The sequence below is a fragment of the Pseudomonas sp. AP19 genome, from assembly GCF_001728855.1.
Lineage (GTDB): Bacteria > Pseudomonadota > Gammaproteobacteria > Pseudomonadales > Pseudomonadaceae > Aquipseudomonas > Aquipseudomonas fluorescens.
In genome coordinates this window covers 74,085-98,231 of the sequence record NZ_LXJP01000008.1, presented here as the reverse complement: position 1 = coordinate 98,231, position 24,147 = coordinate 74,085, and the positions used below count along the sequence as shown (strand labels likewise).

The 24,147-nt window shown below is 58.9% G+C and carries 20 protein-coding genes; 10 read left to right on the top strand and 10 right to left on the bottom strand.

Features of this window, described 5'->3' with window-relative positions:
* Nucleotides 1-104: 104 nt before the first annotated feature.
* Nucleotides 105-1,334: a hypothetical protein gene (locus tag A7D21_RS08780; protein WP_141718208.1), complete on the top strand. Its 1,230-nt coding sequence runs from the start codon at nt 105-107 to the stop codon at nt 1,332-1,334.
* Nucleotides 1,335-1,396: 62 nt separating this feature from the next.
* Here A7D21_RS08780 and A7D21_RS08775 read toward each other — a convergent pair whose 3' ends face one another.
* Genes A7D21_RS08775 through A7D21_RS08755 form a run of 5 tightly spaced genes read right to left on the bottom strand, consistent with a single transcriptional unit; the run spans nt 1,397 to nt 6,882 of the window.
* Complete coding sequence (locus A7D21_RS08775; RefSeq protein ID WP_053257484.1) at nt 1,397-2,125, bottom strand: alanyl-tRNA editing protein; 729 nt, start codon at nt 2,123-2,125, stop codon at nt 1,397-1,399.
* 2 nt (nt 2,126-2,127) lie between these two features.
* Entirely contained in the window at nt 2,128-3,120 is a 993-nt protein-coding gene (locus A7D21_RS08770) for a serine O-acetyltransferase (protein WP_053257483.1), read from the bottom strand.
* Nucleotides 3,121-3,157: 37 nt separating this feature from the next.
* A complete protein-coding gene (locus A7D21_RS08765) occupies nt 3,158-4,072 on the bottom strand; it encodes a PLP-dependent cysteine synthase family protein (protein WP_069551495.1) in 915 nt (304 codons plus the stop codon).
* A 15-nt stretch (nt 4,073-4,087) separates the two neighbouring features.
* Nucleotides 4,088-5,950, bottom strand: a complete 1,863-nt coding sequence (gene moeB / locus A7D21_RS08760) for a molybdopterin-synthase adenylyltransferase MoeB (RefSeq protein ID WP_069551494.1) — start codon at nt 5,948-5,950, stop codon at nt 4,088-4,090.
* A 38-nt stretch (nt 5,951-5,988) separates the two neighbouring features.
* On the bottom strand, nt 5,989-6,882 hold the full coding sequence (locus tag A7D21_RS08755) for a DMT family transporter (protein ID WP_017134754.1): 894 nt from the start codon (nt 6,880-6,882) through the stop codon (nt 5,989-5,991).
* Between the two features lie 160 nt (nt 6,883-7,042).
* On the opposite strand from A7D21_RS08755, the gene A7D21_RS08750 reads away from it, so the two are divergent.
* Nucleotides 7,043-8,467 (top strand): PLP-dependent aminotransferase family protein, encoded by a 1,425-nt coding sequence (locus tag A7D21_RS08750; protein WP_069551539.1) that lies wholly within the window; start codon nt 7,043-7,045, stop codon nt 8,465-8,467.
* Between the two features lie 146 nt (nt 8,468-8,613).
* Here the strand turns inward: A7D21_RS08750 and A7D21_RS08745 are convergent, their stop codons facing one another.
* The gene (locus tag A7D21_RS08745; protein WP_053257479.1) at nt 8,614-9,432 is read right to left on the bottom strand and encodes a pyruvate, water dikinase regulatory protein; all 819 of its coding nucleotides are present in this window, start codon (nt 9,430-9,432) and stop codon (nt 8,614-8,616) included.
* Between the two features lie 178 nt (nt 9,433-9,610).
* On the opposite strand from A7D21_RS08745, the gene ppsA reads away from it, so the two are divergent.
* The 8 genes from ppsA (at nt 9,611) to A7D21_RS08705 (ending at nt 17,753) form a co-directional block, all read left to right on the top strand.
* Nucleotides 9,611-11,986 carry a phosphoenolpyruvate synthase gene (ppsA, locus tag A7D21_RS08740; protein WP_069551493.1) on the top strand — a complete coding sequence of 792 codons (2,376 nt, stop codon included), beginning with the start codon at nt 9,611-9,613 and terminating at the stop codon, nt 11,984-11,986.
* A 106-nt stretch (nt 11,987-12,092) separates the two neighbouring features.
* Nucleotides 12,093-13,082 (top strand): alpha/beta fold hydrolase, encoded by a 990-nt coding sequence (locus A7D21_RS08735; RefSeq protein ID WP_053257477.1) that lies wholly within the window; start codon nt 12,093-12,095, stop codon nt 13,080-13,082.
* Nucleotides 13,083-13,313: 231 nt separating this feature from the next.
* Nucleotides 13,314-13,805: a ribonuclease E activity regulator RraA gene (rraA, locus tag A7D21_RS08730; RefSeq protein ID WP_069551492.1), complete on the top strand. Its 492-nt coding sequence runs from the start codon at nt 13,314-13,316 to the stop codon at nt 13,803-13,805.
* A gap of 24 nt (nt 13,806-13,829) precedes the next feature.
* Nucleotides 13,830-14,825 carry a zinc transporter ZntB gene (locus A7D21_RS08725; RefSeq protein ID WP_053257475.1) on the top strand — a complete coding sequence of 332 codons (996 nt, stop codon included), beginning with the start codon at nt 13,830-13,832 and terminating at the stop codon, nt 14,823-14,825.
* 86 nt (nt 14,826-14,911) lie between these two features.
* The gene (locus A7D21_RS08720; protein ID WP_005790375.1) at nt 14,912-15,157 is read left to right on the top strand and encodes a hypothetical protein; all 246 of its coding nucleotides are present in this window, start codon (nt 14,912-14,914) and stop codon (nt 15,155-15,157) included.
* Nucleotides 15,158-15,159: 2 nt separating this feature from the next.
* Nucleotides 15,160-15,984: a mechanosensitive ion channel domain-containing protein gene (locus tag A7D21_RS08715; protein ID WP_003175519.1), complete on the top strand. Its 825-nt coding sequence runs from the start codon at nt 15,160-15,162 to the stop codon at nt 15,982-15,984.
* An 87-nt stretch (nt 15,985-16,071) separates the two neighbouring features.
* A complete protein-coding gene (gene sigX / locus A7D21_RS08710) occupies nt 16,072-16,662 on the top strand; it encodes an RNA polymerase sigma factor SigX (RefSeq protein ID WP_053257474.1) in 591 nt (196 codons plus the stop codon).
* Nucleotides 16,663-16,769: 107 nt separating this feature from the next.
* On the top strand, nt 16,770-17,753 hold the full coding sequence (locus A7D21_RS08705) for an OmpA family protein (protein WP_053257473.1): 984 nt from the start codon (nt 16,770-16,772) through the stop codon (nt 17,751-17,753).
* A 60-nt stretch (nt 17,754-17,813) separates the two neighbouring features.
* Here A7D21_RS08705 and cobA read toward each other — a convergent pair whose 3' ends face one another.
* The 4 genes from cobA to nirB are packed head-to-tail and all read right to left on the bottom strand — an operon-like array spanning nt 17,814 to nt 24,042.
* Nucleotides 17,814-18,557, bottom strand: a complete 744-nt coding sequence (gene cobA / locus A7D21_RS08700) for a uroporphyrinogen-III C-methyltransferase (RefSeq protein ID WP_069551491.1) — start codon at nt 18,555-18,557, stop codon at nt 17,814-17,816.
* A 9-nt stretch (nt 18,558-18,566) separates the two neighbouring features.
* Nucleotides 18,567-21,275, bottom strand: a complete 2,709-nt coding sequence (locus tag A7D21_RS08695; RefSeq protein WP_069551490.1) for a nitrate reductase — start codon at nt 21,273-21,275, stop codon at nt 18,567-18,569.
* The gene (gene nirD, locus A7D21_RS08690; protein ID WP_017134764.1) at nt 21,275-21,592 is read right to left on the bottom strand and encodes a nitrite reductase small subunit NirD; all 318 of its coding nucleotides are present in this window, start codon (nt 21,590-21,592) and stop codon (nt 21,275-21,277) included. The genes A7D21_RS08695 and nirD overlap by 1 nt, the downstream gene beginning before the upstream one ends.
* Nucleotides 21,589-24,042, bottom strand: coding sequence for a nitrite reductase large subunit NirB (gene nirB / locus A7D21_RS08685; protein ID WP_069551489.1), 2,454 nt, complete (start codon nt 24,040-24,042; stop codon nt 21,589-21,591). The genes nirD and nirB overlap by 4 nt, the downstream gene beginning before the upstream one ends.
* Between the last annotated feature and the right edge of the window lie 105 nt (nt 24,043-24,147).

Genomic DNA, 24,147 nt, shown 5'->3' with positions numbered 1-24,147 from the left:
ATAGGCAGTCAGTCCGGCAGCGTTCAGGTGCAAAGAGGTGCGGTGGGAATGAGCTTAGCGTCTATACAAATCACCCACCGAGAAGGGGCGGGCGCTCTTTCTCCGTGAGTCTGGTGCGCTTCAAATCTGGGGGAGATTCGTCGCTGGCGGGATTGTACGTTTCAAAATGTTACAAACGTATAAAATTACTGTCAGTTTTCGGTAAAAAATGCACTCAGGCTGCCGTCAGCTCTGGCACGGCTCAACAATCGTTCAAATTGCAGGGTGTTGCTGCTCTTTCACGCGGACACAATCAGCTACCCACCTGTCCTTCAAGCTCGGAACCGCTTTCAGAAAAGTGCCAATCAGGTAGCGAGACGACTGGCTACTGCCGCTTCGCTGGCACGCGTCAGTTACGTATTAAAGACCTGAATCTGAGACGGCACTCCATGACTAGCGTAAATACTCAGCAACAAGCGCCTTACCCGGTTGGCTATGAAATGTTCCCAGCGCCAGCGTCCACCGGCCCTGAAGGCAGCACCGAAGCGACTGGGGTATCTGACACCCAGCCTGATCCGACACCTGCCCGTCAGCCTGTGACGCCCGAGCAGCGCGGCCCGTTTTCGAGCCACCGTGCAATCGTCAACCCGAAGCCGCCAGAAGCCGCTGAAACGCGCCAGCTGGCAGAATTGACTCAAAAAAATAATCAGCTTCTCGCCAAGCTCAAAGCGCTGATTGAAAAGTTTGAGCCGCAAATCCAGCGGCTTCTCCAGCAGGCACTCAACCTGACGCAACAGCTCAATGCTTCAGATAAAGCCGCCCCCGATGCTTCCGTTACACCCGCCAGTCAGCCGGACACCCGCCTCGACGATGAACGGCAGGTGGCGCCGCCTGAAACGTCTTCCCCGCTGGATACGCAGGTGAGCGAGCCCGACCCGTCGCGCAGTGTTGATGTGTTGACCCGTGAAAACGACGAGTTTCGTCATATGGTCAAGCAGGCATTCGAGCAGTTCCAGTTGATGCTTGCACGGTTGTTACAGCTGATTGGGAGCCTGGCCCACCGAATCGACACGATGAATCTCCCACCGATACCGGCAGAGAAGACTGACCCTGCCAAATCTGTTCCGGCAGGTGGCGTGCAGCCTGAAACACCCGCTTCCACGCCAAGCGAAGTGTCGGTCCCTGACAATGAGCCAACCGCGTCGGTTTCCCAGACCATTGAAGCACTCAAGAAAGAAAACCAAGAGCTTGAAGGCGGACTTGACGAGGCCACCGATCACTACGAAAAGTTGATTTCACAGCTTCAACAGCAGATTGATGATCTGGTTAAGAAAGCCGACGGGCAAAAGAAATAGAGCGCAAAACTGCGTCGGTGTGGGGGGGAGCCCCCATACTTGACCGCGTCAGCCACGCTGTATCACTCAAAGCGCAGGATCACCCGGCGATTGTGCTTGCTCTTTTTCTCGATTTTTTCGCAGAACACCCGGCCGATTTCTTCAGTGTTGATCACGTGCGTGCCACCGCACGGCTGGATGTCGATACCGGCGATCTCGATCACGCGGACCGAACCCTGGATGACCGGTGGTGCCACCGCCTGGGTGCGGGTGATTTGGAGCAGGGTCGAATATTCGGAGGCGGGCATCGACAGGGTTTTCACCTCATGGGCCTGTTCGATCAAGGCATTGAGGTCGCGGGTGATGCTGTCTTTGTCGAGGGTCATTTCCGGCAGGTCGAAATCCAGGCGACCTTTGTCTGCGCTGATGCTGCAACCAGTGACCGGTGCATCGATGATCGAGCACAGCAAGTGCAGGCAGGTGTGCATTTTCATGTGCTGGTAACGCCGCTGCCAGTCCAGGCCTGCGTCCACTTGCACCCCGGCTGTCAATTGCTCGGGGCAGTGTTCGACCTGGTGCCAGATGATCGAGCGCAGCACCGGGTCGCGCACGGTGCCGATCACCTCGACCCGCGTGCCATCGGCCAGGGTCAGGTGCCCGGTATCGCCCGGTTGCCCGCCACCGGTGGGGTAGAACAGCGTGTGCTCCAGCGCGATACCGTGTTCGCTGACGGCAATTACCCGCGCGCTGAAGGCGTTCTGATAGGGGGCACTGTCAAACAGCGCCAGGGTTTCCATGGTGTGCACGGACATGTTCAACCTCCGACGATCAATGGGCTGGCTTGCAGCAGGTGGCGCACCATTGCGCTCAAGCCAGGAGGGGAGAGCAGGGTGATTTCAAATTCGGGCCCGCAGACTTTCAGGTTCAGTGGCAGTCGCGGCAGGTGGTCGCCGACATCGAGGCGACGCAGGCGAAATTGCAGGTGATGACGCTCTTTCACCGTGGCCTCCAGCATCAACCCTTGAAGGGGGTGAAAGTCGGCATCCAGTACCGTGACCTTGTGGCTGGCACTGACCTCACCGACCACGTGTAAACGCTCATCCAGGGCGAACGCACCGAGGTAGTTGCTGTGGTCCGATTCAGCGTTTTTCTGCAGCTGAATCTGATTGACCACCTTGACCTTGGTGCCCGCCGGCACATCCTGGGTAATCACGCATGAAGGGCTGATAAACACGTTGTCGCCGATCAGCACATAGCCGAGCACGCGTGCGCCAGCGCCCACCTCGACATTGTTGCCCAGGCGCGGGTGACGCTTGCCGTCCGGGTTATTGGCGATACCCCGTGCGCCCAATGTCACGCCGCAGAGGATGTAGCAGTCGTTGCCGATCTCGCAGGTTTCGCCGATCACCGTGCCGTAGCCATGGTCAAGTACGAAGCGCCGGCCGATGCGTGCGGCGGGGTGAATCTCGGCGCCGGAGAGCACTTTGCCCTGGTTGCTGAGCTTGAGGGCGATGCGCGAAAACAGACCGTTAGTCTGGTCGGGAAAATTCCACACCAGGTGCGCAAGCCGGTAGAACAGCACGGCCTTGAACGAGGCGTAGGACTCCAGGATCAACTCGCCGCGCCCTCGGGAAGCCGGGTCGCGATAGGCATAGGCGATCAAGTCTTCGGCCACGGCCTGCGCGGCGTTCTGGATCAGCGGCGCCAGGTGCGGTTCCAACTGCTTCATCTGCGTAGGCGTCAGGGTCTTGATGAGGTGGGTAAGCAACTCATCGTGCAGCTGTTGCATGTCGATAAAGCCCCCCATGGAGGCACCCCCACAGTCTGGATGGTTGGCAAACGGGTTACTCGAAATTGGGCAGGTAGCTGTCAGCATTGTCGTAGACCATGGTCAACACCACCGTTTCGGGCGGAAGTTCGGGGGCAAGCTGAGCGATGGCAACCATGTTGGCAGCTGAGGACAACCCAAGGCTGATGGCGTCGGTGCGCATGATGCGTTTCATCATGTCGATGCACGCCTGGTGCGATACCTTGAGCATGCCGTCCAGCACCTCGACATTGAGGATGCTTGGGATCAGGCCAATCGACAGGCCCTGAATATGGTGTGGCGCGTGCCGGTTTTTCAGCAGGTCGCATTCCTCCGGCTCAACGCCCATCACCCGGATCGCCGGCCATGCGGCTTTGAGGGTTTCGCCGATGCCAGTGATGTGGCCACCGGTGCCGATACCGCTGACGAAATAGTCAACGCGCTGCTCACCGAAGGCGCGGATGATTTCCGGCGCGGTGGTATCCCGATGGGTTTGTGGGTTGGCACCGTTGCGTTGCTGGTTGAGCATCACGAAGCTGGGGTTTTCCAGCTGCAGCGCCATGCACTTTTCGCCATGGGAGTTATTGCCCAAACGGCTGTCCGACAGCACGACCTTGGCGCCGTAGAGGCGCAGCAGTTTCTGTTTTTCCGGGCTGTAGTTGTCGGGGATCACCAGTACCACTTTGTAGCCCAGTACATTGCCTGCCATCACCAGGCCGATGCCGGTGTTGCCGCCGCTGGGTTCGATAATGGTTTGCCCGGAATCGCGGATCAGCACGCCGCGCCGTTCGGCGTCGAGGATCATGCCCAAGGCGATGCGCGCCTTGTGACTGCCGCCGGGGTTGAGTGATTCCAGCTTGGCGTAGACCTCGATGCCGAGGTCCTCGGAAAACTGCTCCAGGCGCACGATGGGCGTTTGGCCGATCACGTCGAGTATTGAGTTATGCAACATCAGGCTGTCCCCGAATCAGTACAAAGGCATATCGGGTTCGACGTCGCGAACCCAGTGCTTCATGCCGCCCTGCAGGACTTTGGTATTGGCGAAACCGGCCGCCAGCAAGGTGCTGGCCGCTTGCTCGGCGCGGGTCCCTGCGTAGCAGATCAGGTAATGGGTGTTGTCCCGGCTGAGGCTGTCGAGTTGCCCATCCAGTTCAGCGAGGGGGATGTGTACAACGCCCGGCAATTTGCACACTTCCAGTTCGCTGGCGTCGCGCACATCCAGCAGCACATCCGCGCTGCGCGGGTGTTCGAGCAGTTGCTTGAGTACGCGCGGCTTGATGTAGCGCTCTTCGGCCAGGGACGGTTGGCTGGGCAGGGCGTCCGCGCAAACCGCCGGTGCCACCGCTTCGCTGTGGCGCAGTTCCGAGCAGCATGGGCAATCGGCGCGACGCTTGAAGCGGATTTCGCTGAATTTCATTGCCAGTGCATCAAAGCGCATCAAGCGGCCGGACAGCGGTTCGCCGATGCCGATCAGCAACTTGATGGCTTCGGTGGCCTGAATCATCCCGACCACGCCCGGCAGTACACCGATGACGCCGCCGGCGCTGCAGTTGGGGGCCAGTTCTGCGGGCGGGGCTGTGGGGAACAGGCAGCGGTAGCACGGCCCGCCTTTGTAGTTGAGCACGCTGATCTGCCCATCGAAACGATAGATAGCGCCATACACCAAGGGTTTGCCCAACTGCACGCAAGCGTCGTTGACCAGGTAGCGCGTGTCGAAATTGTCGGTGCCGTCGATCACCAGGTCGTAGGCGCCCACCAGATCCAGCGCGTTGTCGGCATTCAGGGCCGTGTTGTGGGCGTTGATCTGAATATGCCGGTTGAGGTCCTGCAGGCGTTGCTTGGCGGACTCGACCTTGGGCATACCCAGTGTGCTGTTGCCGTGGACGATCTGGCGTTGCAGGTTGCTGCTTTCCACCACATCGAAATCCACCAGGCCCAGTGTGCCGATGCCGGCTGCCGCCAGGTAAAGGCTGATGGGTGAGCCCAGGCCACCGGTGCCGATGATCAACACCTTGGCTTTTTTGAGGTTCAACTGACCTTCGCGACCGACGCCTGGCAGCGTGATGTGGCGCACGTAACGCTGCACTTCTTCATTGCTCAGCGCGTCGACATCCATGCCGCCGGAGGTCGCGAGCAGCACTTCGATCCTGGCTTTTTCCGGCAAGGGGTCATCTGCGCCGATCAGTTCTTCTTCGGCGGTGAACAGAAAGTGTTCCTTGAGCTGGTTGTTTTTTTCATGAAACAGGTGCGGGCGCAGCTGTGGGTGGCTGCTGCAGAGGTTTTCAATGACTTCGCGCAATGTCGATCCAGTGCCCTCAAGGGTCGCTTCCGGCAGCTTGGCCACGCGAACCAGAATATCGGGGAAAGAGACAGCGTTCATGGACAACTCCGTGTGCAGGTCGTTGAAAGGTTGAAGTGCGAAATGCTTGCCATCCCAGGCAAACAGCTTTGAGCCCAGGGCCTGGCCCTGGCAAACGTCCACCACCAGGTAGCTGACGGGGTAGATCGGCTCACCCAGGAACAGCGCCTTGTCCTGGTCTTCGTCACTGAAATAGGCACCGACGTCCGGGTGGGAGTGGTAGATCACCACCACCGGGTTATCGCTGCGAAACGCCTTGTTCAGCAGCAGCGTGTCGGCCACGGAAAAGGTGTAGCCATTGGCCGCGCTGCGCGAGTACATCTCGGGGTTCTTGCGGTGCAGCTCATTCTGGATATTGCTGCCCAGGTACACACTGCCGTCGGCGAAGACAAAACCACAGCACTCTTCGGGGTAGCTGCGGCTGGCGTGGGCGTAGATCTGTTCCAGGGCGGTCGGGCGGAGGACATCCATGTTTCTCTCGCGTTGCTGGTGTTGATGGGTCAGGACAGTCAATTTTTCTTGGCCAGCAGTTTTTCAACCGGCAACTTGGTAATCGCAAAGCCGGCCAGCAGGATCGCTGAGTACAGCATCAGGTCGCGGGAAATCTCCACGCCTTCGTACCAGGCGCCGATGATTACTGCGAATACCGGGAAGATGATGAATACGAACGACAAAATGATCGGGCTCAAGCGTTTGAGCAGCATGAAGTACACGATAAAACCGCCTACAGACGCCACCAGTCCCAGGTAGAACAGTGCGCTCCAGGAACGCAGGGTAATGTTTTCGAACGTGGGTGTTTCAAACCACAGGCCGGCCACGAACAGCATCAGCCCGGCAATGCCGATGGGCAGGGTGTTGTAGGTAATTACGCTGATGGCGCTGCCTTTTTGCTTGGTAATGACATAGCACAAGGCATGCATGATCGCGGCGGTCAGGATCGCCAGTACCCCGAAGAACTCGGCGTGGTCCAGGTGCAGGCCCTGGCTCTTGATGATCATGTAGAGGCTGCCGAAACCAATGCCAATGCCGACCACTTGGGAAAAATAGATGCGCTCGCGCAGGAACAGCGCGGAGAAAATCAGAATGAAGACGGGCATGCAGCTGAACAGCAGGGCGGTGAGACCGGACGAGACGTGCATCTCGCCATAGTTGAGCAAGTAATAGGGAACGCTGAAATAGGACAGGGTCACGAATACGAAGAACCAGCGGCTTTCTCGCGGGAACAGGATGGGTTCGCGGCGCACCAGGGCAAAGCACAGAAACAACGGAAACGCGATCAGGAAGCGCAAGCCCGCGGACGTCAGCGGTGGCACGCTTTCGACGGCAATCTTGATCCCCAGCCAAGTGGTGCCCCAACTCAGGCACACGATAAGAAACATCACACTGGTGACCAGGCCAGCCAACCACTGTTTCTGAGTTTTTGTTTTTGGAGTGTTTTCAAGAACGGCGGACATTGGCATCGTTTATTGCTTCCCTGAGCCGGCATTGAACTCTATATTGACTGTGTATTAAGTTGTTTCAATCAGTGATTGAACCCGCAAAAGCACACTATTAGGGCGAATGATGGCTGTCAAAACAAATATTGACATGGTGTCAATTATGCGTGAGGGGTTGTCCAGCGGTCAGGGCGTGAAGTACAAGCGCCTGTCTGATGTGATGGAACGGGGCATCCTTGAAGGCTTGATTGAGCCGGGGCGAAAACTGCCGCCCCATCGGGTTCTTTCCGACAATCTGGGCGTGACCATCGGCACCATCAGCCGCGCCTATGGCGAACTGGAACGCCTTGGGTTAGTCGTCGCACGGGTGGGGGACGGCACGTTCGTGCGCAAGCGTGGGATGGAGCGCCAGCGTGATGAAGGCTTTCGCAACGTCAGCGAGGAGCCGCGTCAGTATTTCGATATGAGCCGTAACATGCACATTCCTGGGCAGGAGACGGTGTTTCTCGCGCAGAGCTTCCAAACCCTGTCGACCAACGCCAAGTTCCTTCAGGACATCAGTGCCTACACACCGGACGCCGGTTTGCCGCGCTACCGTGAGGCCGGTGCGCAATGGCTGGTGCAGCGCGAGTTTCACCCGATCCCCGAGCAGGTCATCTGTGTCAATGGCGGCCAGCATGGTTTGCTTTGCGCCATGATGGCGCTGCTGCGGGCGGGCGATACGGTGGTCACTGAACAACTGACCTATCCAGGGCTGATCACCGCTGCGCGGATGCTTGGCGTACGTCTGATCGGTCTGGAAATGGATGAGGAAGGCGTGCTGCCCGCTGCGCTGGATGAGGTCTGCCGTAATCATCGGGTTTCGGCGCTGTACTGCACGCCGACCATCCAGAATCCGACCACGGCGGTACTGTCTGTCGCACGCCGGGAGGCTCTGGTTAAGGTGTGCCGTGAGCACAATCTGCTGATTCTTGAAGACGAAGCCCACGGCGTCCTGGTGGAGGATCGCCCACCACCGCTGAGCTTTTTCGCACCTGAGCGTACGATTTTGATCAGTAGCCTGAGCAAGGCGGTGTCTGCCGGGCTACGTGTCGGCTATGTGCATGCGCCACCGGCATTGGTCAGCCGTATTTCGGCAGCGTTGCGCTCGACCTGCTGGATGGCCACACCGGTGACCCTGGAACTGGCGACCCAGTGGATCGAAAACGGCACGGCTGAATACCTGTTACGCCAACAAATCAATGAGATCACCCGACGCAAAGCCCTGGTGCGCGACCTGCTGGCCGGCCTGGAATATCGCACCCACCTCAACAGTCCGCATTTCTGGATTGAAGTGCCGGAGCCATGGCGAGCGTCGGAAATCGAGGCCGAGCTAAAGCAGAATAATTACCTGATCGCCACTGCCGAGGCGTTTGCGGTGGGGCAAACCGCAGTGCCGCAGTTCATTCGGGCGAGCATTTGTAATACGTCGGGCGATGATCAGTTGTTGCGGGCGGGGTTCGATGTGCTGGCGACGGCGTTGGGGCAGGGCGGGGACAGGTTTCATTTGTAGGCTTGGGTGTACGCCGACCTGAATGTGGGCGCGGGATTGCTCGCGAAAACACGGTGTCATTCTACAGATTGACTGACTGATCCAGCGCATTCGCGAACAAGCCCGCTCCCACAGTTTTGAATTGCGGGGTTGTCGGGCATTCAGGGTTATTTGAATCTGCGCTCTACGCCTTTCTCCACGAGAATCTTCGCCGATATCTCTTCCACCGAGAAATGCGTGGAATTGATGTGTGCAATATTCTCGCGACGGAACAGATTTTCCACTTCGCGCACTTCGAACTCACACTGGGCATAGCTGGAGTAGCGGCTGTTGGGCTTGCGCTCGTTGCGGATGGCCGTGAGGCGGTCCGGGTCAATGGTCAGGCCGAACAGCTTGTGCTGGTGCGCGCGCAGGGCGGTCGGCAGCGTCAGGTGTTCCATATCGTCTTCGGTCAGCGGATAGTTGGCCGCGCGGATGCCGAACTGCATGGCCATGTACAGGCACGTCGGGGTCTTGCCGCAGCGGGAGACGCCCACCAGGATCAGGTCGGCCTTGTCATAGTAGTGAGTGCGGGCGCCGTCATCGTTGTCGAGGGCGAAGTTTACCGCCTCGATACGCTCCATATAATTGGAGTTGTGCCCAATGGAATGGGACTTTCCTACGGAATAGGAGGAGTGTTCACTCAGCTCTTGCTCCAGCGGCGCCAGGAACGTGGAGAAGATGTCGATCATGAAACCATTGGAAGTCGCGAGGATCTCACGAATATCCTGATTGACGATGGTGTCGAAAATGATCGGGCGACAACCGTCTTTTTCGGCCGCCAGATTGATTTGTTGTACCATGGCCCGCGCTTTATCCACGCTGTCGATATAGGGCCGCGTGAATTTGGCGAAGGTAATGTTTTCAAACTGCGCGAGCAGGCTCTGACCCAATGTTTCGGCTGTAATGCCGGTGCCGTCGGAGATAAAGAAAGCAGATCGTTTCATTTGAGCCCTGGGCCTTAAGCTGATGGCGAATCTTGGATATGATAGGCGCGATTTTGCCGTCCCGCAGTGGGCCGCATTCTCACTTATTTTCCAGGTCCAGGCCACAAGCGTCAGCGTTTGCTCCTACTGAGCAGCCGGCGTCCTGAGCTTTTCCAACACAGAAAGTGGAGAGATCACCTTGGTAGAGTACGTAGTTTCCCTCGATAAGCTCGGCGTCCATGATGTAGAGCATGTGGGGGGCAAGAACGCATCCCTCGGCGAGATGATCAGTAATCTTGCAGGCGCTGGTGTTTCGGTGCCCGGTGGTTTCGCCACCACGGCCCAGGCTTACCGCGATTTCCTCGAACTGAGCGGGTTGAATGCTCAGATCCACGCCGCGCTGGACGCCCTGGATGTCGATGACGTCAACGCTTTGGCCAAGACCGGCGCCCAGATCCGTAAATGGATCATGGAAGCCGAGTTCCCCGAGAAGCTCAACGAAGAAATCCGCACTGCTTTCGCTACGTTGTCGGCCGGTAACCCGGACATGGCCGTTGCCGTGCGCTCTTCCGCCACCGCTGAAGACTTGCCGGATGCCTCCTTTGCCGGCCAGCAAGAAACCTTCCTTAATATCCGCGGCGTGGAAAACGTTATCCGCGCAGCCAAGGAAGTGTTCGCCTCGCTGTTCAACGACCGCGCTATTTCCTACCGTGTGCACCAGGGTTTCGACCACAAGCTGGTGGCCTTGTCTGCCGGCGTGCAGCGCATGGTACGTTCGGAAACCGGCACCGCTGGCGTGATGTTCACACTGGACACCGAATCCGGTTTCCGTGACGTGGTGTTTATCACTGGCGCCTACGGCCTGGGCGAAACCGTCGTACAAGGCGCGGTCAACCCGGACGAATTCTACGTCCACAAACACACCCTTGAGGCAGGCCGTCCGGCCATCCTGCGCCGTAACCTGGGCAGTAAAGCCATCAAGATGATCTACGGCGACGAGGCCAAGGCCGGTCGCTCGGTGAAAACCGTTGATGTCGACAAGGCTGAACGTGCGCGTTTCTGCCTGACCGACGCCGAAGTCAGCGAATTGGCCAAGCAAGCAATGATCATCGAAAAGCACTACAAGTGCCCGATGGACATCGAGTGGGCCAAAGACGGTGACGACGGTAAGCTGTACATCGTGCAGGCTCGCCCCGAAACCGTGAAGAGCCGTACCTCGGCCAACGTCATGGAGCGTTACCTGCTCAAAGAAACCGGCACCGTGCTGGTAGAAGGTCGCGCCATCGGCCAGCGCATTGGCGCCGGCAAAGTGCGGATCATCAAAGACGTGTCCGAGATGGACAAAGTCCAGCCAGGCGACGTACTGGTCTCCGACATGACCGACCCGGACTGGGAACCGGTGATGAAGCGCGCGAGCGCCATCGTCACCAACCGCGGCGGGCGTACCTGCCACGCGGCGATCATCGCGCGTGAGCTGGGCATCCCTGCCGTGGTGGGTTGCGGCAATGCCACGCAACTGTTGAAAGACGGCCAAGGTGTGACGGTGTCCTGCGCCGAAGGCGATACCGGCTTCATTTTTGAAGGCGAGTTGGGCTTCGACATCAAGCAAAACTCCATCGACGCCATGCCAGAGCTGCCGTTCAAGATCATGATGAACGTCGGTAACCCGGACCGTGCCTTCGATTTCGCACAGTTGCCGAACGCCGGTGTGGGCCTGGCCCGCCTGGAGTTCATCATCAACCGCATGATCGGCGTGCACCCCAAGGCGTTGCTGAACTACGACGGTCTGCCGTTGGATATCAAGGAAAGCGTCGACAAGCGCATTGCCGGCTACAACGACCCGGTAGGTTTCTACGTCGAGAAGCTGGTGGAAGGCATCAGCACCCTGGCGGCGGCCTTCTACCCGAAAAAGGTCATCGTGCGCCTGTCGGACTTCAAGTCCAACGAATACGCCAACCTGATCGGCGGCAAGCTCTATGAGCCGGAAGAAGAAAACCCGATGCTGGGCTTCCGCGGCGCCTCGCGTTACATCAGCGAAGCGTTCCGCGATTGCTTCGAGCTTGAGTGCCGTGCGCTCAAGCGCGTGCGCAACGAGATGGGCCTGACCAACGTCGAGATCATGGTGCCGTTCGTGCGTACCCTCGGTGAGGCGAGCCAAGTCGTTGATCTGTTGGCGGAAAACGGCCTGAGCCGCGGTGAAAACGGCTTGCGCGTGATCATGATGTGCGAACTGCCGTCCAACGCCATCCTGGCCGAAGAGTTCCTGGAATTCTTCGACGGCTTCTCCATCGGCTCCAACGACCTGACCCAGTTGACCCTGGGCCTGGACCGCGATTCGGGGATCATCGCTCACTTGTTCGACGAGCGTAACCCGGCGGTCAAGAAGCTGCTGGCCAACGCCATCCAGGCCTGTAACAAGGCCGGCAAGTACATCGGCATCTGCGGCCAAGGCCCTTCCGACCACCCGGACCTGGCCAAATGGCTGATGGAGCAGGGCATCGAAAGCGTCTCGCTGAACCCCGATTCCGTGCTGGAAACCTGGTTCTTCCTGGCGGAAGGCCAAGCGCCCGCATAAGGTCGTTACGTCAAAAGTGCCGGTCACTCATCAAGGGTGACCGGCATTCTTATCTGTGCAGGGCGGAACTCCTTCCGGACGCCGCCCTTTTTTGTGCAAGAGCATTATGCAAAGCAGTAGCAACCTGTTTCCCGTCGCCCTGATCAGTGCTGAACGTCGTGGCGACCTGAGTGAAGATGTGTACCGCCTCAAACCCGGCAACAGCCCGGACGGCACCGTGGAGTTGGCCGTGACCCGTTTGGGCCTGGCGGATGTCCCGGAAAACCGGGGCACGCCGGTCATTTTAGTGCACGGCAGTTTTTCCAATCGGCGCTTCTGGTACTCGCCTAAAGGCATCGGCCTGGGCGCGTACCTGGCACGCCAGGGATTTGATGTATGGATCCCGGAAATGCGCGGGCATGGCCTCTCCAAGCGCAATCAGCACTACGCGAGCAACCGCGTCGCCGATTATGCGCGTTACGATTTGCCGGCCATCGGGGCGTTTGTGCGTGAGCAAAGTGCGCAAATCCCGCACTGGATCGGGCATTCCCTGGGCGGCACCGCGCTGGCGGCAGCCCTGGGTGGTCAGCACCTTGGCGCCCCGGCAGTGGCCTCAGTCGCGCTGTTTGGCTGCCAGGTCAGTCGCACCCACTGGCCGTTGAAAATTCCACCGCTGGAGTGGACGGGACGTTTGCTCTTGAAGCGCTTTGGTCAGGTCTCCGGCTCCCGGCTCAAGCGCGGTCCAGAGGATGAGCCGGCGGGCGTGATGATCGAAGCCATGCGCTGGAATGGCCTGTTCGGGCGCTTTGGCGAGGGTAAGCAAGACTGGTGGAAAGGCTTGGCCGACGTCGACGTGCCGCTGTTGGCGGTAAGCGCTGCGGGCGATCGACAAGACCCGGATTGGGCGTGTCGCAAGCTGTTCGAACAAGTGGGCTCTGAGCATCGCCAATACCTGTGCCTGGGGCGCGGGCAAGGTTTTAGCGGGGATTTCGGGCATGTTGAAATGCTGGTCAGCAAAGCCGCCCAGGCCGAAGTGTGGCCGTTGGTGGCGCAGTGGTTGAAAGATCCGCTGACACCTTTGTTCGGGGCTCAAGCGCAGGTCGCCGTAACGGTGTGACGCAAGCGCTCTACCAAGGGCGTTTCACTTGTGTGTGGTTGCGGCTAAGATATGACGCGCCAGGCGCTTCTGGTCATATTCAGTCGCGCAGTGGCTATTGCGTTGCGACAAGATCGGTTTGATCATGGCCGCCGTCGACGGGGAGCATGTAAAGATTGCCTGTTGCGACGCGTTTTTCTGATGTACACCGTGGGATGTTCGACCTCTTTCTTTCACGACAGGAGTTTCTCGATGAACCATTACGTGACGCCCGACTTGTGCGACGCCTACCCGGACTTGGTGCAGGTGGTTGAGCCGATGTTCAGCAATTTCGGTGGCCGAGACTCCTTTGGTGGCGAAATCGTCACCATCAAATGCTTCGAAGACAACTCATTGGTCAAGGAACAGGCCGACCAGCCGGGGACCGGCAAAGTGCTGGTGGTTGACGGTGGTGGTTCCCTGCGTCGCGCCTTGCTGGGCGACCTGATCGCCGAGAAAGCCGCAAGAAATGGCTGGGAAGGGTTGGTCATCTACGGTTGCATCCGCGATGTCGATGTCATCGCCCAAACTGACCTGGGCGTGCAGGCACTGGCCTCCCACCCGATGAAAACCGACAAGCGCGGCATTGGCGACCTGAACGTGGTGGTGACCTTCGCGGGCGTGACGTTCCGCCCCGGCGAGTACATCTATGCGGACAACAATGGCGTGATCGTCTCGCCTAGCCCGCTGAAAATGCCTGAATAAACTGCTGTAGCCATAGGGGTGAGGATGTTCGAGGAAGAAAACGCGCAGTGGGGGTTGGTGCATGCCCTGGTACTGGACGGTAAAGGCGGTGCGCGTTCGATTGCCCGGACTGAGCTCGACGATTTGCAACTGCAGCCCCAGGAAAGCCTGTGGTTGCATTGGGATCGTAGCCATCCCCAGACCCAGACCTGGCTGCGTAAATCCAGCGGCTTGAGCGAGTTCGCGTGCGATTTGTTGCTGGAAGAAAACACCCGTCCGCGCCTGCTGCCGTTGCCGGACGACGAACTGCTGCTGTTTCTGCGAGGGGTCAACCTCAACCCGGGGGCTGAACCGGAAGACATGGTCTCGGTGCGTATCTTTGCTGCGGCCAGTCGCGTGATTTCCTTGCGCCTGCGCCCGCTGCGCGCCACCGATGAGCTGCTGGTGCAATTGGCGGAAGGTAAAGGCCCCAAAACCTCGTCGGAACTCATCCTTTATATGGCGCAGTACCTGACCCATAAAGTGCAGGATTTGGTGACTGACCTTTCCGAAATCGTCGATTTCGAGGAAGAAAAACTTGATGCCGACGAACGGTATACTCCGGAACATGGCAATGTTTTGCAGATCCGTCGCCGGGCGGCTGGGCTGAAACGCTTCCTGGCGCCGCAGCGGGATATTTTTGCCCAGCTGACGCGGATCAAATTGCCGTGGTTCTGTAATGATGATGCTGACTATTGGAACGAATTGAACAACAGCCTGACCCGTTACCTGGAAGAGCTCGAATTGACTCGGGAGCGCGTGGGGCTTGTGCTTGAGACCGAAGACCGGCGCTTGAGCGTGCGTATGAATCGCACCATGTACCGCTTCGGGATCATCACCGGAATCTTTCTGCCGATGAGTTTTCTGACCGGTCTGCTGGGTATAAATGTGGGTGGAATACCCTTCGCCGGTGACCCCTATGGATTCGCGATTGCCTGCCTGATGATGGTGTCTGTCGCGCTCGGGCAATGGTGGCTATTTCGACGATTACGCTGGGTTTGACCTGAATATGACCTGAACACAGCAAGGGTCGCATGTGACCCCAAGAATTTAACCCTCGTCTTTTAAAATACTAGCGAGAGGTCTTTATGCACGATCCGTTCGAACAGTCTTTGCGTGACATGCTCAATGCGTCGCCGTCCAACCGTGACGACGACGCGTGCCTGGGCCGCGTGTTGAAAACCGCCAACCGTCAGGTAGGGGCGGGTGACCTGTTCGGTTTGCTCGGTCGTTGGCTGCCGGCGTTGATGATGGCCCTGAACAATGGTTCGGCCCATGTATCGCCGGTTTCCCGTCGTAAACCTCTTGCTCGCACTGCTGATAAGGCTGATTGAATATGGAACTTGATCTCTGGACCCAGAGCCTGGTCACCGCGATGACCGCATTGTGGACCAAGGTGGCGAATTTCATTCCCAACCTGTTTGGTGCTCTGGTCCTGGTATTGCTGGGGTTTGTCGTGGCCAAGTTGCTCGACACCTTGCTGTCCAAATTACTGGCCAAGCTTGGGCTGGATCGCTTGATGGCGGGCACCGGTTTGACCAAACTATTGGGCCGTGCCGGGCTGCAGGTACCGATCTCTACCCTGATCGGGAAGATCGTCTACTGGTTCGTTTTACTTATTTTTCTGGTTTCTGCGGCTCAATCCCTTGGACTTGAGCGAGTTTCAGCTACGCTCGACATGCTGGCACTGTATTTGCCGAAAGTTTTCGGCGGCGCGCTGGTGTTGCTGGTAGGCGTTTTGCTGGCACAATTGGCCAATGGGCTGGTGCGTGGGGCAGCTGAAGGCGTGGGCTTGGACTACGCTGCGGGCCTGGGGCGAATCGCCCAGGGGCTGGTGATCATCATCAGTATTTCCGTCGCGATCAGCCAGCTGGAGGTCAAAACTGACCTTCTTAACCACGTGATTGTGATTGTTTTGATTACCGTTGGTCTGGCCGTTGCGCTGGCCATGGGGTTGGGTAGCCGGGAAATTGCCGGTCAGATTCTTGCGGGAATCTATGTGCGCGAGCTGTATCAGGTAGGGCAGCAGGTCCGTGTGGGCGAAGTCGAAGGGCAAATCGAAGAGATCGGTACAGTCAAGACTACGGTGCTGACCGATGACGGTGACCTGGTGTCACTGTCCAATCGAATTCTTCTGGAGCAGCAGGTCAGTAGCCGCTAACCCGGAAAACCCTGCTAATGTACGCCGCCGCAAACCCGGGTGACCGGGCTGTAGCGGACATTGACCTGACTGTCGGCACGACTTGTTTTGAATAAAGCCCAAACGCTGTCTACGCGCTATGACCCCCGTGAGCTCTCTGATGAGGAGTTGGTCGCGCGCTCGCACACGGAGCTGTTTCACGTAACACGCGCGTATGAAGAATTGATGCGCAGGTATCAACGCACTCTGTTCAACGTTTGTTCAAGGTATTTAGGGAACGATAGAGACGCGGACGATGTCTGTCAGGAAGTGATGCTCAAGGTGCTGTACGGGCTGAAGAACTTCGAGGGAAAATCGAAGTTCAAGACGTGGCTTTACAGCATCACGTACAACGAGTGCATCACGCAGTATCGTAAGGAACGGCGAAAGCGTCGCTTGATGGACGCTTTGAGTCTGGACCCCCTTGAGGAAGCGTCTGAAGAAAAGGCGCCGACACCCGAGGAAAAGGGCGGACTTGATCGCTGGTTGGTGTATGTGAATCCAATTGACCGTGAAATTCTGGTGCTACGATTTGTCGCAGAGCTCGAGTTTCAGGAAATTGCTGACATCATGCACATGGGTTTGAGTGCTACAAAAATGCGTTACAAGCGTGCTCTTGATAAATTACGTGAGAAATTTGCGGGCGAGACTGAAACTTAGTGCGTGGCAAATATCTCTTACGTGTAGGCAAGTTCTGTTAGACTTGTCGCCGAGTTGTCCCCCGGTTTGTGGGACTGCTTTACAATCACCAGATGGGGATTTAACGGATGAAACTGAAAAACACCTTGGGCTTGGCCATTGGTACTCTTATTGCCGCTACTTCTTTCGGCGCACTGGCACAAGGCCAAGGCGCAGTTGAAGGCCAGCTGTTCTACAAAAAGCAGTTCAACGATAGCGTCAAGCACATCGAAGACGGCTACAACCCTGGCGCCAGCATCGGTTACTTCATTACCGACGACGTGTCGGTTAACCTGAACTACGACACCACCAACCACACCCGTTCGAACGACGGTACTGGTAACCAGAAGATCAAAGGTGACACTGGCAGCGTGACTGCTCAGTACCACTTCGGTCAGGCCGGTGTTGACTCCCTGCGTCCATACGTTGAAGGTGGTTTCGGTCACCAGAGCCGTACCAACGTTGCTGCTGACGGCCACACTGGTCGTGACCAGTCGACTCTGGCTATCGCTGGCGCTGGCGTGAAGTACTACTTCACCAACAACCTGTTCGCACGTGCTGGCGTTGAAGCTGACTACGCACTGGACAACGGCAAGTGGGACTACTCCGCACTGGTCGGCCTGGGTGTGAACTTCGGCGGTAACGCTGGCGCAGTAGCTCCAGCTCCTACCCCAGCACCAGCTCCAGAGCCAACTCCAGAGCCAGAAGCTCCAGTTGCTCAGGTTGTTCGTGTTGAGCTGGACGTGAAGTTCGACTTCGACAAGTCGGTTGTTAAGCCTAACAGCTACGGCGACGTGAAAAACCTCGCTGACTTCATGAAACAGTACCCACAGACCACCACCGTTGTTGAAGGTCACACTGACTCCGTCGGTCCTGACGCTTACAACCAGAAGCTGTCCCAGCGTCGTGCTGACGCGGTCAAGCAAGTTCTGGTCAAAGACGGTATCGCTCCTAACCGTGTAAGCTCGGTTGGTTATGGCAAATCCCGCCCAGTTGCTGACAACGCAACTGAAGCTGGCCGCGCTATCAACCGTCGCGTAGAAGCCTCGGTAGAAGCTCAAGCTGCTCAGTAATTACTGAGTGGTAGAAAAAAGCCCGGCTTAGGCCGGGCTTTTTTTCGCCTGCGATTTGCCTCAACCGGCAGCTGACACTGCAACCTGGACCGCCTGCGCAGCGGCGGCAACGCTCCCGATCACCAGGATCGCCGGGCTCTTCAGGGCAAATGCCTGCGCATCCGCATGCATAGACGCCAGATGACTGCGACATTCCCGCTGCTGGGGCAGCGATGCGTTTTCGATCATCGCCACCGGCATATCCGCGGCCATTCCGCCCTCCAGCAGTTGCTGACGAATCTCTTCAAGTTTCGCCACGCCCATATACACCACCAACGTCGTGCCACCCTCGACCAATGCGCGCCAGTTCAGGCTGCTGTCGTCCTGGGTATGCGCCGTGACCAGCGTTACGCCTCGGCTGACACCACGCAACGTCAGCGGGATATCGCAATTCGTTGCCCCCGCCAGCCCCGCTGTAATCCCATTGACCAATTCCACCTCCACCCCGCGTTCACGCAACCACGTCGCCTCTTCGCCGCCTCGACCAAAAATGCACGGGTCACCGCCTTTAAGCCGTACCACGCATTTGCCCTGGCGCGCATAGCGCCGCATCAGGCGATGAATAAAATCCTGCGGGGTTGAACGGCAACCCCCACGCTTGCCTACGGTGATTACCCGCGCGTTGACGCAGTGGTCCAGCACTGCCGGGTTGACCAAATCATCGATCAGCACCACATCGGCTGCGTGCAGGGCCCGCACCGCCTTTAGGGTCAACAACTCCGGATCACCAGGCCCTGCGCCCACCAGCCAGACTTTTGCGCTCATATTTTTCCCTCACCCACTTATTGCGATTGGCTGCGGGTTGCTGGCCAAAAGACGTTTGATTTCCGGCACACAGGAGCCGCATTGAGTGCCGCAGCCGAGCTCCAGTTTGAGCCCGTCCAGGTCCAATCCACGGCCGATACCGGCGCACACCGCGCTTTCGCTGACGTTCTTGCAGTTGCACAAAGTCTTGGTGCTGGCTGTCGTGCCACCCGGTGGCGCACTGAGCGGCGCCAACAGCCAACGTCGCAGTTGTTCGTCAGCCCGGCCTTCCTGCCAGAGGCTTTGCAGCCAGTGCCTGGCCAGGGTTTCGCCTGCCAGGCGCAGCGCAGTGATGCGGCCTTTTTCAATTTTGACGCGCTTGCCGATTGAGCGACGCGGGTCGTCGTAGGCCATGACAGGGCCATCGTTGAGGCCCAGCAGTTCGTCGATTCGGGTCAACAGTTGCAGGTCGGGCGCTTCGGTGTGGGCTGCGCGCACCAGCAACGCCGGCCGTTCACGGCCTGCCAGGCTGAGGCTGACGTAGGCAAAGCCCTCGCACAGCGGGCGCAGGGCTTCAAAGTGCTGCTGTATATTCCCTTCGATCAGCGCGAACAGCTGCCATGGCAGTTGCACGGGTTCCAGGCGCACGCCGCTGTGCTTGAGTTCGGGCTGTTTTGACAGGGCATCGAACGCCGGTGGGGTCAACACGTTGACGCCGCCTTTGAGAAAGCGATCGCCCCAATGCATGGGCAAGAACGCCTGGCCTGGACGCACGCTGTCGTCACTGCCGACGGCGACGATCACGCTGCCGCGACGGCTTTTCAGGCTGACCAAGTCACCTTCCTTGAAGCGATGACGGCGCAACTCATCCGGGTGCAGGCTCAGCAACGCCTCACTGACGTGCCCGAACAACTGCGCCGCCGTGCCGGTGCGGCTCATGCCGTGCCATTGATCGCGCAGGCGGCCGGTGATCAGCGTCAGCGGGAAGCGCGCGTCCCGCTGTTCCTTGGCGGCGCGGTAAGGGTCGGCGATAAAGTGTGCACGGCCCGTTTCGGTTGGGAAGGTACCCTGGGTGTACAGGCGCGGCGTTCCCGTTTGCGCGCCCACGGGAAATGGCCATTGCTGCGGCCCGATCTGATCGAGCAGCGCATGGCTGAGGCCTGACAGGTCGAGATCGCGGTCGCGGGTCAGCCCTTTGTATTCATCAAAAATCTGCGCAGGTTGTTCAAACGCGAACAGGCTGGCCGATCCGGGCCGTAAGCGATGCTGCAGCCGCCGTGCGAAATCCACCGTAATCGCCCAATCGGGACGCGCTTCCCCGGGTGGGGTGATGGCGCGGCGCACGTGGGAAACGCGCCGTTCGGAGTTGGTCACTGTGCCTTCCTTCTCCCCCCAACTGGCGGCAGGCAGCAGCAAGTCGGCATAGGCAGCCGTTTCGGTTGTGCGAAAGGCCTCTTGCAAGACCACGAACGGGCAGGCAGCCAAGGCCGCGCGCACGCTGTTCTGATCCGGCAGGGATTGCGCAGGGTTGGTACAGGCAATCCACAATGCCTTGATCTTGCCGGCCTGGATTTGCTCGAACAGTTCGATTGCGGTCAGCCCGGTGGTCGCGGGCAACGATTCAACCCCCCAGTAGGCGGCGACTTGCGCTCGGTGTTCGGGGTTGGCCGCCTCGCGGTGCCCGGGGAGTAAATTCGACAAGCTGCCGGTTTCGCGCCCCCCCATCGCATTGGGCTGGCCGGTCAGGGAAAATGGCCCACAGCCCGGTCGGCCAATCGTGCCGGTTGCCAGGTGCAGGTTGATCAGCGCGCTGTTTTTCGCACTGCCGGCGGTGGATTGGTTCAGCCCCATGCACCACAGCGACAGAAAACTGCGGGATGTGCCGACCCATTGCGCGCACAGGCGCAGTTGCTCGACGCTGATCCCGCACAACTGCGTGACCATTTGCGGCGTGTAGTCATGCACCAGTCGCTTCAACTCGGCCAACCCGTCGGTATGCGCCTGGATAAAGTCGCGGTCGATCCAGTCTTCCCACAGCAACAGATGCAAGATTCCGTGAAACAGCGCGACATCCGTACCCGGCAGAATCGCCAGGTGCAGGTCAGCTAACTCGCAGGTGTCGGTACGCCGTGGGTCAATCACCACGACCTTCATTTGCGGGCGTCGGGATTTAGCCTCCTCCAGGCGTCGGAATAATACTGGGTGGGCGTAGGCCATGTTGCTGCCGACGATCATCACGCAGTCGCTGGACTCCAGGTCTTCATAACTGCATGGCGGCGCATCGGCGCCCAGGCTGCGCTTGTAACCAACCACCGCCGAAGACATGCACAGCCGCGAGTTGCTGTCGATGTTGTGGGTGCCGACCACCGCGCGCGCCAGTTTGTTGAAGCAGTAGTAGTCCTCGGTCAGCAATTGCCCGGAGATGTAGAACGCCACGCTGTCCGGCCCGTGCTCGGCGATGGTGTCGGCGAACACGTTGGTCGCGTGTTCCAGGGCGGTGTCCCAGTCGCTGCGGGCACGGGCCAGGCCTTTGCCCAGGCGAAGCTCCGGGTACAAGGCGCGGGCAGCCAGGTCGCCGGTCAGGTGCAGACTGGCGCCTTTACTGCACAACTTGCCGAAGTTGGCCGGGTGGTCCGGGTCGCCTTGCACACCCAGAATGTGCGTGCCGTCATGTTCGATCAGCACGCCGCACCCCACCCCGCAATAACAACAGGTGGAGGCAGTGGTCTGGCGGTTCATCAACCTGCGTCCCGCAGGGCCAACATCACACGGCCGTTTTCCACGCGGGCGGGGTGATGATGGGCGCAGCCAATATCCGGTGCCTGGGCTTCGCCGGATGCCAGGTCGATCTGCCAGTTATGCAGCGGGCAGGCCACGCGCTTGCCATAGATCAGGCCTTGGGACAGTGGCCCGCCCTTGTGTGGGCAGCGGTCATCGAGGGCGAAAACTTCATCGTCACTGGTACGAAAAATCGCGATATCACCTTTGGGTCCATTGATGATGCGCGAGCCCAGCGCGTTGATCTCGTCGAGGGCGCAGATATCCAGCCAGTTCATGCCGGCACCTCCAGTTGCTTGACGGGAATAACCTCGAACTCCTTTTTCAGCAGCGGCTGCTCCAGGCGTTCCTTCCAAGGGTCCTGTTCGAATGACAATGAGAACTGCAGACGCTCATTGAGCGCCTGGCGCCTGGCCGGGTCTTCCAGTACGGCCTTCTTGATATGTTCCATGCCGACCCGTTGCAGGTAATGCACGGTGCGTTCGAGGTAGAAGGCTTCTTCGCGGTACAACTGCAGGAAAGCACCGTTGTATTCGCGGACTTCTTCGGCGGTTTTCAGCTTGACGAAGAACGCTGCGACTTCGGTTTTGATCCCGCCGTTGCCGCCGATATACATCTCCCAGCCGGAGTCGACGCCGATAATCCCGACGTCCTTGATCCCCGCTTCCGAGCAATTGCGTGGGCAACCGGACACCGCGAGCTTGACCTTGTGCGGTGACCACATATTGAACAGGTCATGCTCCAGTTCGATGCCCAACTGCGTCGAGTTCTGCGTGCCGAAGCGGCAGAACTCGCTGCCGACGCAGGTCTTCACGGTGCGGATGGATTTGCCGTACGCATGGCCGGACGGCATGTCGAGGTCTTTCCAGACGCCGGGCAGGTCCTGTTTCTTGATGCCCAGCAGGTCGATACGCTGGCCGCCGGTGACCTTGACCATCGGCACGTTGTACTTGTCAGCCACATCGGCGATACGCCGTAGCTCCGCGGGATTGGTCACCCCGCCCCACATCCGGGGGACTACAGAGTAGGTGCCGTCTTTCTGGATATTGGCGTGGGCGCGTTCGTTGATCAGGCGCGATTGCGGGTCGTCCTTGGCTTCACCCGGCCAAGTGGAGATCAGGTAGTAGTTGAGTGCCGGGCGGCAGGTGGCGCAGCCGTTGGGTGTGCGCCAGTTCAGGTAGCTCATGGTGCCGGCAATGGTCAGCAGATGCTGTTCGCGGATCGCCTGGCGGATTTGCCCGTGGTTGAGGTCGCTGCAACCGCAAATAGCCTTTTCGCTTTTCGGTTTGACGTCCGCAGCGCCACCCACAGTGTTGATCAAAATCTGTTCCACCAGCCCGGCACACGAACCGCAGGAGCTGGCGGCCTTGGTGTGCTTTTTCACCTCGTCGACGCTGAACAGCCCGTGTTCCTGAATCGCCTTGACGATGGTGCCCTTGCACACGCCATTGCATCCGCAGACTTCAGCGTTGTCGGCCATGCTCATGGCTTTGTCCTGGCCTTGATGGCCGACATCGCCGAGCGTGTTCTCGCCAAACATCAAGTGATCACGGATCTCGCCAATCGCATGGTTCTCACGGATCTGGCGGAAATACCAACCGCCGTCTGCGGTATCGCCGTACAGGCAGGCGCCGACCAGGATGTCGTCCTTGATCACCAGCTTCTTGTAGACGCCGCCAATCGGGTCGGAGAGGGTGATGGTCTCGGTGCCTTCGCCGCCCATGAAGTCGCCGGCGGAGAACAGGTCGATGCCGGTCACCTTTAATTTGGTCGAAGTGACCGAACCCTTATAGGTCGCAAAGCCCAGTTGGGCCAGGTGATTGGCGCAGACCTTGGCTTGCTCGAACAGCGGCGCCACCAGCCCGTAGGCAATCCCGCGATGGTTGGCACATTCACCGATGGCATAGATGCGCGGGTCGTAAGTTTGCAGGGTGTCGTTGACCAGAATCCCACGGTTGCAGGGGATGCCGGATTTTTCCGCGAGTTCAGTGTTGGGGCGGATACCGGCAGCCATCACCACCAGGTCGGCGGGGATAATCTCGCCATTCTTGAATTGCACCGAGCCTACGCGGCCATTGCCGGCGTCGTGCAGGGCCTGGGTCTGTTCGCACAACCGAAACACCAGGCCACGGCTTTCCAGTTCGGTTTGCAGTAACTGGCCACTGGTTTTGTCCAGCTGGCGCTCCAGCAACCATTCGCCGATATGCACCACCGTCACGTGCATGCCGCGCAGCATCAGGCCGTTGGCGGCTTCCAGACCGAGCAGGCCACCGCCGATGACCACGGCGTGCTTGTGGGTTCTGGCGGTGTCGATCATGGCCTGGGTGTCGGCGATGTCGCGGTAGCCGATGACACCTTTTAAAGCGTTGCCGGGAATCGGCAGGATAAACGGCGTTGAGCCGGTGGCGATCAGCAGGCGGTCGTATTCGGCTTCGCTGCCGTCTTCGGCGATCACGATGCGTTTGACGCGGTCGATCTGCACCACTTTGCGGTTGAGCAACAGCTTGATGTTGTTATCCAGGTACCAACTGAGATCGTTGAGCACGATCTCTTCAAACGTCTGCTCGCCCGCCAGCACCGGCGACAACAGAATTCGGTTGTAGTTGGTGTGAGGCTCGGCACCGAACACGGTGATGTCGTACAGGTCGCTGCTCAGTTTGAGCAATTCTTCGAGGGTGCGTACACCGGCCATGCCGTTGCCGATCATCACCAATTTGAGTTTTTTCATGTCGTTCTCCGCAATGGCTCGACAAATCACGCGCAAACAAAAAAGGCGTCCCCGCTAGTTAGCTAGCGAGGACGCCTTTGTCCTGGTCCCGTTCTCTCGGGAAGC